The organism is Streptomyces sp. NPDC093065 (genome assembly GCF_044754585.1).
Lineage (GTDB): Bacteria > Actinomycetota > Actinomycetes > Streptomycetales > Streptomycetaceae > Streptomyces.
The window spans coordinates 95323-106456 of sequence record NZ_JBIVPJ010000022.1 but is presented as its reverse complement, the minus strand read 5'-3'; the positions used below and the strand labels follow the sequence as shown (position 1 = coordinate 106456).

The 11134-nt window shown below is 72.0% G+C and carries 11 protein-coding genes; 6 read left to right on the top strand and 5 right to left on the bottom strand.

What is annotated here, in order from left to right; all coding sequences use genetic code 11:
• The first annotated feature begins 136 nt into the window (after positions 1-136).
• Positions 137-1066, top strand: a complete 930-nt coding sequence (locus ACIQFU_RS30995; RefSeq protein ID WP_402555905.1) for a hypothetical protein — start codon at positions 137-139, stop codon at positions 1064-1066.
• Positions 1067-1090: 24 nt separating this feature from the next.
• Here ACIQFU_RS30995 and ACIQFU_RS30990 read toward each other — a convergent pair whose 3' ends face one another.
• The 5 genes from ACIQFU_RS30990 to ACIQFU_RS30970 all read right to left on the bottom strand — a co-directional run bounded on the left by ACIQFU_RS30990 (position 1091) and on the right by ACIQFU_RS30970 (position 6374).
• Entirely contained in the window at positions 1091-2539 is a 1449-nt protein-coding gene (locus tag ACIQFU_RS30990; protein WP_402555903.1) for a sensor histidine kinase, read from the bottom strand.
• Complete coding sequence (locus ACIQFU_RS30985; RefSeq protein WP_402555901.1) at positions 2536-3276, bottom strand: response regulator transcription factor; 741 nt, start codon at positions 3274-3276, stop codon at positions 2536-2538. The genes ACIQFU_RS30990 and ACIQFU_RS30985 overlap by 4 nt, the downstream gene beginning before the upstream one ends.
• Before the next feature lie 91 nt (positions 3277-3367).
• Positions 3368-4396 (bottom strand): S1C family serine protease, encoded by a 1029-nt coding sequence (locus ACIQFU_RS30980; protein ID WP_402555899.1) that lies wholly within the window; start codon positions 4394-4396, stop codon positions 3368-3370.
• A 112-nt stretch (positions 4397-4508) separates the two neighbouring features.
• Positions 4509-5531 carry a LacI family DNA-binding transcriptional regulator gene (locus ACIQFU_RS30975; RefSeq protein WP_402555897.1) on the bottom strand — a complete coding sequence of 341 codons (1023 nt, stop codon included), beginning with the start codon at positions 5529-5531 and terminating at the stop codon, positions 4509-4511.
• 42 nt (positions 5532-5573) lie between these two features.
• Positions 5574-6374, bottom strand: a complete 801-nt coding sequence (locus ACIQFU_RS30970; protein ID WP_402555896.1) for a response regulator transcription factor — start codon at positions 6372-6374, stop codon at positions 5574-5576.
• A 218-nt stretch (positions 6375-6592) separates the two neighbouring features.
• Here ACIQFU_RS30970 and ACIQFU_RS30965 point away from each other — a divergent pair, with 218 nt between their 5' ends.
• From ACIQFU_RS30965 to ACIQFU_RS30945, 5 genes are all read left to right on the top strand, one after another.
• A complete protein-coding gene (locus ACIQFU_RS30965) occupies positions 6593-7453 on the top strand; it encodes an alpha/beta hydrolase (protein ID WP_402555895.1) in 861 nt (286 codons plus the stop codon).
• Positions 7454-7489: 36 nt separating this feature from the next.
• On the top strand, positions 7490-7744 hold the full coding sequence (locus ACIQFU_RS30960) for a MoaD/ThiS family protein (protein WP_402555893.1): 255 nt from the start codon (positions 7490-7492) through the stop codon (positions 7742-7744).
• Between the two features lie 3 nt (positions 7745-7747).
• On the top strand, positions 7748-8938 hold the full coding sequence (locus ACIQFU_RS30955) for a hypothetical protein (RefSeq protein ID WP_402555891.1): 1191 nt from the start codon (positions 7748-7750) through the stop codon (positions 8936-8938).
• Positions 8939-9077: 139 nt separating this feature from the next.
• Positions 9078-9815, top strand: a complete 738-nt coding sequence (locus ACIQFU_RS30950) for a DUF2993 domain-containing protein (protein WP_402555890.1) — start codon at positions 9078-9080, stop codon at positions 9813-9815.
• Between the two features lie 440 nt (positions 9816-10255).
• Positions 10256-11101, top strand: coding sequence for a sulfurtransferase (locus ACIQFU_RS30945; RefSeq protein ID WP_402555888.1), 846 nt, complete (start codon positions 10256-10258; stop codon positions 11099-11101).
• Positions 11102-11134: the final 33 nt, after the last annotated feature.

Genomic DNA, 11134 nt, shown 5'->3' with positions numbered 1-11134 from the left:
GCTCGTCACAATGGGGCCGGAACTCGTCGGCGGCCACAGGGGTCTTGCAAGAATGAGGGGGCGACGAGGATGCCCAGACCCTCCTCGACTCTCGTCGACCCCGATGACGAGTCGCGACACCGAAACGGGAGCCCGAATGCGCGCGCAGGACCAGACCGACCGCCTAGACCCCTCGGCCGCGAAGGTGCCGCTGTCCCGCCCCGGGGCGAAGTCCTCGCAGAAGTCCACCGTGGCGCAGCTGGCGCACGCGATGCAGAGCTCCGCCGGCAACCAGGCCATGGCCCACGCGGTGTCCCACTCGCGTACGCCGGTCCAGCGGACGGTGGGCAACGTCATGGAGGACATGACGGTCGAACAGCTCAGGCAGCTCCTGCCGAGCTACAACGTCGACGCGGCGGACGTCGAGGCCGTCGTCGCCAAATTCAACGCCAGGAAGGGCACTCCCCTGGCGCCCACCTCGGTTCAGGATCTGCTGAGCATGACGTTCCCGGCCAAGTACCCCCGGGACGAGGTCGAGAAGGGCATCAAGAAGAACCTCACCGACAGTGCCCCTTCCCGTCGCGCCGCCGCCGACACGGTGGTCACCCTGCACCGGGGCGACAGCCGCAGCAAGGAGGAGGTCGAGGCGGCGGGCGGGTTCTTCGGCTGGGGTCCGGTGACGGTCGAGCACGCGAGGTCGCTCGCGACCGCGTGGCAGGCGAAGAACGCGGCGCAACGACGCGACTGGTTCCAGCACTGGAAGGCCGAGACCGCCGCGAAGCAGGACGACCTGCCCTACGTGGCCACGGGCAGTGAGGCACAGAAGGGCGGGCACCACTACACCCTCAACGTGCCGTTGAAGCTGGTGGCGGGCGAGAAGGAGCCGGGCATGCTCACCCCGACCCTGTGGGCGGACAAGGACGATCCGAGCCAGGCGTCGGTGCTGGCGCTCGAGTCGCGAGGTGAGTACGTCTTCATCACGGGCGTCCCCCTCAAGTACGTCTCGGGCCTCAAGCCGCCCGTTCCGGAGAAGTCGGACAGTCTGAAGGCCGTCGGGGCCGCACCGGCGGGCCCTCCCCAGACGTGAGGCCGTGAGGTGCCGGCCGCTCGGCTAACCCCGGCCCCCTTCGGCCCCGCCCGTCTCCGGCGGGGGCATCGGTGCCCCCGGCAGGCGCACGCACGCCACCGTGCCGCCGCCACCGTCCTCGGCCGGAGTCAGGCTCACGGCCCCGCCCGCCTGCTGCACCGTCCGCGCCACGATGGACAGGCCCAGGCCCGAGCCGGGCAGCGCGCGGGCTCCCGGTGAGCGCCAGAAGCGGTCGAAGACGTGGGGGAGTTCGTCGGCGGGGATGCCGGGGCCGTGGTCGCGGACGCTGAGGACGCCGTCGGCGAGGCGCACCTCGATCGTGCCGCCGTGCGGGCTGAACTTCACCGCGTTGTCCAGGATGTTGACCACCGCCCGTTCCAGCGCGGCCGGCTCCGCCCGTACGTACCAGGGGTGCACGTCCGCCTCGATCGTCAGCTCCGGGCCGCGCAGCCGGGCGCGGCGCAGGGCGGACTCGACGACGTCGTGCCAGGCCAGGATGCGGGTGCGGCCCTCGTGCTGGCCGGTGTCGGGGCGGGAGAGCTCCTGGAGGTCGCCGATGAGCGCCGCCAGTTCCGTCATCTGCGCCTTCACCGAGGCGAGCAGTGCTCTGCGGTCGGCCTCCGGGATCGGACGGCCCGTCTCCTCGCTGCGGGTGAGCAGCTCGATGTTGGTGCGCAGGGAGGTGAGGGGGGTGCGCAGTTCGTGCCCGGCGTCGGCGATGAGCTGCTGTTGCAGGTCGCGTGAGCTGGCCAGGGACGAGGTCATGCTGTTGAAGGAGCGCGAGAGGCGGGCGATCTCGTCGTCGCTGTCGTCCGCGACGGGGATGCGGACGGTGAGGTCCTCGGTGCGGGCGACGTGTTCGACGGCCTCGGTGAGTTCGTCGACGGGGCGCAGGGCCGTCCGGGCCACCCACAGGCCGGCGACGCCCGCGCCGACGACCCCCGCGCCCGCGACGAAGACGAGGACGAGCGCGAGGTTGCTGAGGGAGCTGTTCACCTCGCTCAGTGGGCGGGCGGCGGATACGGCCACCCCGGACAGGCCCGGCACGGTGTAGGTGAAGACGCGGTACTGGGTGCCGTCCGAGCCGGTGGCGTCGTGCAGGGCGTCGGTGGACGAGCCCTCGGCCACGGCGCGGTCGGCGTCCGTGAGCGGCACCTCCTCCGTGCCGATGATGAGGCAGCTCGAGTTCTGCCGGGCCACCAGCTGCACGGAGGAGCCGTAGGGGTTCTGTTCGTGCGTGAGCGGGTCGTGGGCGCACAGCCCGGTGCGCAGGTTGACGTACTGGCTCACCTGGTCCCGGTCCATCCGGTTGGCCTTCAGGGCCTCGTCCAGCGAGCTGACCAGCACGCTCTTGACCACGAACCAGCAGGCGACGGCCGCCGCCGCCACCGCGAACGCCACCGCCGCCGCCACCAGCAGCGAAAGCCTCGCCCGGATGGGCAGGGACCGGACCCGGCGGGCGAGGCCTCTCACTCCGCGCCGCCCTGCCGCAGGACGTAGCCGACGCCGCGGACGGTGTGCACGAGGCGCGGCTCGCCGCCCGCCTCGGTCTTGCGGCGCAGGTACATGACGTACACGTCGAGGGAGTTCGACGACGGCTCGAAGTCGAAGCCCCAGACGGCCTTCAGGATCTGCTCCCGGGTGAGGACCTGGCGCGGGTGCGCCATGAACATCTCCAGCAGGGTGAACTCCGTGCGGGTCAGCTCCACCGGTCGCCCGGCCCGCGTGACCTCGCGCGTCGCCAGGTCCATGGTCAGGTCGGCGAAGGCGAGGGTGTCGTCGTCGGCGGCGGTGGCCTCCACAGCGGCCGCGTAGGAGCTGCGGCGCAGCAGTGCGCGGATGCGGGCGAACAGCTCGTCCAGCTCGAACGGCTTGACCAGGTAGTCGTCCGCTCCCGCGTCCAGGCCGGTCACGCGGTCGCCGACGGTGTCGCGGGCCGTCAGCATCAGGATCGGGGTGAGGTCGCCCGCGCCGCGGATGCGGCGGGCGGCGGTCAGGCCGTCCATGCGGGGCATCTGGATGTCCAGGACGACGAGGTCGGGGCGGTACGCGGCGGCCTTCTCCAGCGCGTCGGCGCCGTCGACGGCGACCTCGGTGCCGTACCCCTCGAAGGCGAGGCTGCGCTGGAGGGCCTCGCGGACCGCCGGCTCGTCGTCGACGATCAGGATGCGCTGGGTCTCACGGTCGCGGTCGCCGTCTGCGGGGCTCATGGGCTCGGGTCCTCGGGTGCGGTAGGGATCGGGCGCGGCAGGACGCGGGTCTGCCGACGGACGCTTTCAGCGTCGCACGTCTACGTACCCCTCAGTCGCTCGCACCCGCCCGCAGGCCGGGCAGGTCGGCCTTGACCGTGTTGACCGGGATGGCGAAGCCGAGGCCCACGCTGCCCGCGCTCGCGGAGGACTCGGTCGCCGAGTACATCGCGGAGTTGATGCCGATGATGTTGCCGTTCATGTCGATCAGCGCGCCGCCGGAGTTGCCCGGGTTGAGGGAGGCGTCGGTCTGGATCGCCTTGTACGTCGTCGTGGAGGAGCCGGTGTCGCCGTTGAACTGCTGCCCGCCGAACTCGAACGGCCACTGACCGCCTTGCCGCTGCTGCTGTTGCTGCTGGCCCTCGTCCGTCGAGACGGTCACGTCCCGGTCGAGGGCGGAGACGATGCCGCTGGTCACGGTGCCGGTCAGGCCCTCGGGGGAGCCGATCGCGACGACCTGGTCGCCGACGCCGACGCCGTCGGAGTCGCCGAGGGTGGCGGCCGTCAGGCCGGAGGCGTTCTCCAGCTTGATCAGCGCGAGGTCCTTCTTGCTGTCGGTGCCGACGACCTCGGCGGTGTACTGCTTGCCGTCGTTGGTCGTCACCTTGACGGAGGAGGCGCCGGACACGACGTGGTTGTTGGTGATGATCTCGCCGTCGCCGGTGATGATCACGCCGGAACCGGTGGAGGAGCCGGCGTTCGAGGTGGCGCTGATCTCGACGATGCTCGGGCTGACCGCCTTCGCGACCCCCGAGACCGTGCCCTTCTGGCTGGAGGCCACCACGTTGGTGCTGGTGGAGCTGGAGGCGACGGTGTCGCTGCCGGTCAGCTCCTGGATGCCGAACGCGGTGCCGCCGCCGACCGCCGCCGCGACGATCGCCACGGCCACCAGGAGGGCGGCGGGGCCGCGCCGCCGGGCCGGGCGCCTCCCGTGCGGCTGCTCGGGCTGCTCGGGCTGCGCGGGCGGCTGCGCGGGCGGGGGCGGCCACTCCGGGTTGACGGGAGAGGAGGCGTGCTGGTGGGGTCCCTGGTACGGGTTCGCGTGCTCGTACTCGCCGTTGTGGCGGAGGCTCTCGGTCATGTTCATGAGCTTCCCGCCCGTGGATGAGAGCGGCCTGAGTGCTGCCTGAGAAGCCCGGCAGAACCTCGTATGCCCGATATAAAGGCGTCGGGGCGAGGCGTCGGGGCGGTGCCTACGCGCAGCCGCAGGACTGGCGCACCACCAGCTGCGACGGGAACACCTTCAGCCGCTCGCGCCGGGAGCCCGCCACCCGCAGACCGTCGTCCAGGACGAGGTCCACGGCGGCCCGCGCCATCGCGGACCGGTCCGAGGCGACCGTCGTCAGGGGCGGATCGGAGAGGTCCGCCTCCTTGATGTCGTCGAAGCCCGCGACCGCCAGCTCGCCGGGGACGTCGATGCGCAGCTCGCGGGCCGCGCGCAGCAGGCCGATCGCCTGGTCGTCGGTGGAGCAGAAGATCGCGGGCGGACGCTGCGGCCCGGAGAGCAGCTCAAGGCCCACGCGGTACGCGTCGTAGCGGTTGTACGGCGCCTCGAAGAGCCGGCCCTCGGTGGAGAGCCCGGCCTCCTTCATCGCGCGCTTCCAGCCCTCGACGTGGTCGGAGACCGGGTCGCCGACGGACGGGGTCTCGGCGGTGCCGCCCATGCAGGCGACGTACTCGTACCCGTGCTCAAGGAGGTGGCGTACGGCGAGCTGGGCGCCGCCCAGGTCGTCGGTGACGACGGCGACGTCGTCGATGGCCTCCGGGCGCTCGTGCAGCAGGACCACCCGGGCGTCCCAGGCGTCGATCTCGGCGGCCGCGTTGTCGTTCAGCGCGTGGCTGACCAGGATCAGGCCGGAGACCCGCATGCCCAGGAACGCGCGCAGGTAGTGCACCTCGCGCTCGCCGACGTAGTCGGAATTGCCGACGAGCACCATCTTCCCGCGCTCGGAGGCGGCCCACTCGACCGCGTGCGCCATCTCCGCGAAGAACGGCTGGCGGGCGTCCGGCACGATCAGGCCTATGAGGTCCGTGCGCCGCGATGCCATGGCCTGGGCGACCCGGTCCGGCCGGTACCCCAGTTCCTTGATCGCGGCGAGGACACGCTCGCGCGTGGCCGGGGCGACCGGCCGGGGTCCGTTGTTGATGACATAGCTGACGACGGCGGTGGAAGTCCCCGCCAGCCGCGCCACATCATCCCGAGTCACCTTGGCCACGCGCGGAGTCTACGCGGATGGACCCGCTCCGGGCAGGGCGTATCACACCTTGGATGACCTCGCGTCCGCCGTCTTCCCGGACTCCTCGGGCTCCGCGTTCTTCGCGTTCTTCGCGTTCTTCTCGTTCGTGGCGTTCTTCGCGGACTTCTCGCTCTTCTCGCCCTTCTCGGGCTTCTCCGGCGTCACGAAGCGGTAGCCGACGTTGCGGACGGTGCCGATCAGCGACTCGTGCTCGGGGCCGAGCTTGGCGCGCAGCCGCCGTACGTGCACGTCGACCGTGCGGGTGCCGCCGAAGTAGTCGTAGCCCCACACCTCCTGGAGCAGCTGGGCGCGGGTGAACACGCGGCCCGGGTGCTGGGCGAGGTACTTGAGCAGCTCGAACTCCTTGAAGGTCAGGTCCAGGACCCGGCCCTTGAGCTTCGCGGAGTACGTCGCCTCGTCCACCGACAGGTCGCCGTTGCGGATCTCCATGGGGGAGTCGTCGCCGCCGAGCTGCTGGCGGCCGGTGGCCAGCCGCAGCCGTGCCTCGACCTCCGCCGGACCGGCGGTGTCGAGGAGCACGTCGTCGATGCCCCAGTCGGCGGTGACGGCGGCCAGACCGCCCTCGGTGACGATGAGGACCAGGGGACAGCTGAGGCCGGTGGAGCGCAGCAACTGGCACAGGCTGCGGATCTGGGGGAGGTCGCGGCGGCCGTCGACGAGGATGACGTCGGCGCCGGGGGTGTCGACGAGGGCCGGTCCCTCGGCGGGGGCGACGCGCACGTTGTGCAGCAGCAGGCCGAGGGCGGGGAGCACCTCCGTCGACGGCTGGAGGGCGTTGGTCAGGAGCAGCAGAGAACTCATCGCGCCCCACCTGCCTGGGACGGTTTGTGGTCGTGCCCGGTTCGCTCGCCCATAACGTCTGGTTCCTCCTGGGTCCCTGCGAGGACGTCTGTGGCACTGCTTCGTACTGGTGGCGTCCGGGAGGTGAACGCCGGGCGCCCGCCCGGCATCGCTCCCGAAAGCACAAAAGGACCCGGGGGCTACGTTGCCCGAGTCCTCTGCCCAGCAGAATAGCCGACATGAGCAACCGACCGCCGGGTCGTGTGGCGGGTTCCACCCGTGGTCCAGCCAATCGTCCGCATCCCGAGACGCCCCGGGGAGCGCCGCGCCGCACACCCGCGCGCACCTTCCTCCGTACGGCCGACGGTGTCCCCGTCGACGCCGTGTACGAGCCGGGACCGGCCGGGCGCGACCCCTCTGACCTGGTGTTCGTCGTCGCGCACGGCTTCACCGGCGACGCCGACCGGCCGCACGTACGGCGGATCGCGGCGGCCTTCGCGCGGCACGGTGCCGTGGTCACGTTCTCCTTCCGGGGCCACGGAGCGTCCGGGGGGCGGTCCACCGTCGGCGACCGCGAGGTGCTGGACCTGGCGGCGGCGGTCGAGTGGGCGCGCGGCTTCGGGCACGCGCGCGTGGTGACCGTCGGCTTCTCCATGGGCGGCTCGGTGGTCCTGCGCCACGCCGCGCTGTACGCCGGCGACGCCGGGGCGGGCACGGACGCCGTCGTGTCGGTCAGCTCCCCCGCCCGCTGGTACTACCGGGGCACGGCGCCCATGCGCCGGCTGCACTGGCTGGTGATGCGCCCCGCCGGGCGCCTGGTGGGCCGCTACGGCCTGCGTACCCGCATCCACCACCGCGACTGGGACCCGGTGCCGCTGTCGCCGGTGGAGGCGGTGACGCGGATCGCGCCGACGCCACTGCTGGTCGTGCACGGCGACCGGGACGGCTACTTCCCCCTTGACCACCCCCGGATGCTGGCCGACGCGGCCGGTGAACACGGCGAACTCTGGCTGGAACCCGGCATGGGCCACGCCGAGAACGCCTCGGACGAGGTGCTGCTGCACCGCATCGGCGACTGGGCGGTGGCGGCGGCGGGCTAGCCTGGCGTTGTTCATCGCCGACGACGAAGGAACGAGATGGCAAAGGTCACGGTGCGCTACTGGGCCGCCGCGAAGGCCGCGGCGGGGGTGGCCGAGGAGCCCTGCGACGCGGCGACGCTCGCGGACGCGCTCGGCGCGGTGCGGGAGCGGCACCCGGGCGAACTCACCCGCGTACTGCTGCGCTGCTCGTTCCTCGTCGACGGCGACCCCGTGGGCACCCGCGGGCATGAGACGGTACGGCTGGCCGAGGGCGGCACGGTCGAGGTGCTCCCGCCGTTCGCAGGAGGGTGAGCGATGACCGACCAGCCGCATCAGCCGTACGGGCAGCAGCCGTACGAGGGATACGACGCGCAGGCGTGGCCCGGGCAGCAGCCGTACCAGTCGTACCAGGGATACGGGGAGCAGCAGGGATACGGGGAGCAGCAACCGGACCCGAACGCCGGCCAGTACACGCAGCAGTGGCAGGGGCAGACCTGGGAGACGCAGGTGCAGCCGCCGGTCTCCGCCGAGGAGACGGCGTACCTGCCGCCGCACACCGCGCAGCCGCAGCCGTATCCGGCGCAGGGGCAGGCGTACCAGCCGCCGTACGCACCCCAGCCCCAGCCGCAGCCGCAGCAGCCCTTCGAGCCCGCCGCGCCGCCGGCGCCCGCCGCCGCCGCTCCCGCCCCGGACCCCTCCGCCCCCGCCTCCGGTGAGCCCGGCTACGGTCCGGCGACCGTCGCCGGGAACACGCGAATCACCGACGCGCAGCGGGCGCGGGCCGAGGGGCGTTCGCCGATCATCGACCCCGGCATGCAGCCGGCCGGTCTCACCGCGCTCCTCGGGCTGCTGCTGTCCGGCGCGGCGGCGCTCGGCACGTACGCCCTCCTCGTCCCGCTCGTCGTCCTCCAGGCGGTCACCGCGGCGGGCTGGTTCCGGCTGAACGGCATGTGGCCCGCCCGGCAGGGCATCGCGCTGGGCTTCCTGGGCGCGCTCGCCGCCGACGCGGCGCTGCTGGTGTCGGACCGCTCCCCGGCGGCGATCCTCGGCACGCTCGGGGTGTGGGTGCTGCTCTCCCTCGTCCTCCAGCTCCGCTCGCACGCCGACCCGGACGAGCGGATGTACGGCCTGATGGCGACCATCGCCGCGGCGGCCCTCGCGGTCGTCGCGGGCGGGTACCTCGCGGCCGACGCGGACGCGGTCGTGGTCGGCGGGATCGCGGTGGCCGTGGCCGCCGTGGCGCGCGCCCTGCCGCTGCCGGCCCCGGCGTCCGTGGTCGTCGCGCTGCTCGCGGCGGCCGGGGCGGGGATCGCGGCCGGCTCGGTGACGGACTTCGGGGCGCCGGGGGCGCTGCTGGGTGCGGGCGCGGCGGTCTGCGCGCTGATCGGCCTGCGGGTCGCGGCCTACGACTACCCCTCCCGCTTCGTCCACTTCACGGCGGGCGTGGCCCTGCCCCTCGCGGCGGCGGCCCCGGCCGTGTACGTCCTGGGCCGGGCCCTGGCCTGAGTCCGGCGCCGGTACGGCACCCCCTGTCACAGGTGTTCGACAAAACCCGGGGGGTGCCGCCGGCCCGCGTTACGCTCGCGCTGGACGGCCGTCGGCCGTCGGATCCGCCGTCGAGCGTCCAGGGTTGGGGAAACACCGCATGCGCGCACTGCGAATACTGTTGATCGTCGTCGTGATCCTCGGCGGCCTCTTCGTGATCGCCGACCGTGTCGCCGTCAACTTCGCCGAGGACGAGGCGGCGGACAAGCTGCGCAGCACCGAGAACCTGTCCTCGACGCCGGACGTCGCCATCAACGGCTTCCCCTTCCTCACCCAGCTCGCCGGCGGCGAACTGGACGACGTCGAGGTCGGCATCGACGACTACGAAGCGTCCACGGGCAACGGCGAGGAGAAGATCCGCATCGCCGAGCTGCGCGCGCACATGAAGGGCGTCGAGTTCTCCGGCGACTACAGCTCCGCCACCGCCGCCTCCGCCACGGGCACCGCGACCGTCGGCTACGACGAGCTGATGAAGGCCACCAAGTCCCAGCCCACGGACATCGCCCCCGGCATCTCGGCCAAGGTCGTCGGCCTCTCCGACGGCGGCAACGGAAAGATCAAGGTGTCGCTGCAGGCCACGGTCCTCGGTGTCGAGGTGCCCGAGCCGCTCCAGGTGCTCAGCTCGGTCAAGGTCAAGGACGACGACGTCGAGGTCGTCGCCGACGGACTGCCGGAGATCGCCGGCAGGCAGCTCGCCGAGTCCCGGATCCGGGCCATCACCGACTTCCAGCAGACCATCGACGAGCTGCCGGGCGGCATCGAGCTGGACAAGGTCGAAGCGGCGAAGGACGGCGTCGAGATCACGGTGAAGGGTTCGAACGTCAAGCTGGCCGGGTAGGACGAAGGCCGGTGCCGTACGGACCGGCGACGCCCGTGTCCGACAGGCGAGACGACGCCGTCCGTACCGCAGATGCGAGGACGCCGGTCCCCGGTCCGGGCGACTCCCGCGACCCCTCGCACCCGACACGCATCCCACATCTCGGACGATCGTGTCTCATTATGCGACACGTCGGTGACATGGACCGCCCTCAATCCCTACGATCGGGACCTATGAAGCGTCAGGCGGACCTCACGAAGCGGCGGGCAGTGGACCTGTGCCGCGTTGCCGCCATGCTCTGTCGCACCTTCTGAGGCGGACGGCGACGACGCCGTCCATGTCCCCCTCGTCCCCCCCCCGCCCGGCCTGCCCCGGGCACCCGCGCGCCACGCCGCCGCCCGGCCCGAGCGCGCACCCCCTCTCACCGCACGCCCCGCCGCAACTGCCCCGGAGGAGAAAACATGAGCCGCAGCGACGTCCTGGTCGACGCCGACTGGCTGCAGGACCACCTGGACGACCCGACCATCGCGATCGTCGAGGTGGACGAGGACACGTCCGCCTACGAGAAGAACCACATCAAGAACGCGATCCGGATCGACTGGACCCAGGACCTCCAGGACCCGGTCCGCCGCGACTTCGTCGACCAGGAGGGCTTCGAGAAGCTCCTGTCGGAGAAGGGCATCTCCAACGACCACACCGTGGTCCTCTACGGCGGCAACAACAACTGGTTCGCGTCCTACGCGTACTGGTACTTCAAGCTGTACGGCCACGACGCCGTCAAGCTCCTCGACGGCGGCCGCAAGAAGTGGGAGCTGGACGCCCGCGAGCTGGTCGCCGGCGACGAGGTGCCCCAGCGCGCCGCCACCGACTACAAGGCCAAGCCGCAGAACACCGCGATCCGCGCCTTCCGCGACGACGTGGTGCAGGCGATCGGCGCGCAGAACCTGGTCGACGTCCGTTCGCCCGACGAGTTCTCCGGCAAGCTGCTCGCCCCGGCCCACCTGCCGCAGGAGCAGTCGCAGCGTCCGGGCCACGTCCCGTCCGCCCGCAACATCCCGTGGTCGAAGAACGCCAACGACGACGGCACCTTCAAGTCGGACGACGAGCTGAAGCAGCTCTACACCAACGAGCAGGTCGACCTGGCGAAGGACACCATCGCCTACTGCCGCATCGGTGAGCGCTCGGCCCTGACCTGGTTCGTCCTGCACGAGCTGCTGGGCGTGGAGAACGTCAAGAACTACGACGGCTCCTGGACCGAGTACGGCTCCCTCGTCGGCGTGCCGATCGAGCTCGGCGCCGCGAAGTAGGCACGACCGGTACGGCATCCGACCGACCTTTCC

Coding starts and splice junctions, on each gene's coding strand:
- ACIQFU_RS30995 (WP_402555905.1), top strand. CDS start 137: ATGCGCGCGCAGGACCAGACCGACCGCCTAGACCCCTCGGCCGCGAAG.
- ACIQFU_RS30985 (WP_402555901.1), bottom strand. CDS start 3,276: ATGAGCCCCGCAGACGGCGACCGCGACCGTGAGACCCAGCGCATCCTG.
- ACIQFU_RS30980 (WP_402555899.1), bottom strand. CDS start 4,396: ATGACCGAGAGCCTCCGCCACAACGGCGAGTACGAGCACGCGAACCCG.
- ACIQFU_RS30970 (WP_402555896.1), bottom strand. CDS start 6,374: ATGAGTTCTCTGCTGCTCCTGACCAACGCCCTCCAGCCGTCGACGGAG.
- ACIQFU_RS30965 (WP_402555895.1), top strand. CDS start 6,593: ATGAGCAACCGACCGCCGGGTCGTGTGGCGGGTTCCACCCGTGGTCCA.
- ACIQFU_RS30960 (WP_402555893.1), top strand. CDS start 7,490: ATGGCAAAGGTCACGGTGCGCTACTGGGCCGCCGCGAAGGCCGCGGCG.
- ACIQFU_RS30955 (WP_402555891.1), top strand. CDS start 7,748: ATGACCGACCAGCCGCATCAGCCGTACGGGCAGCAGCCGTACGAGGGA.
- ACIQFU_RS30950 (WP_402555890.1), top strand. CDS start 9,078: ATGCGCGCACTGCGAATACTGTTGATCGTCGTCGTGATCCTCGGCGGC.
- ACIQFU_RS30945 (WP_402555888.1), top strand. CDS start 10,256: ATGAGCCGCAGCGACGTCCTGGTCGACGCCGACTGGCTGCAGGACCAC.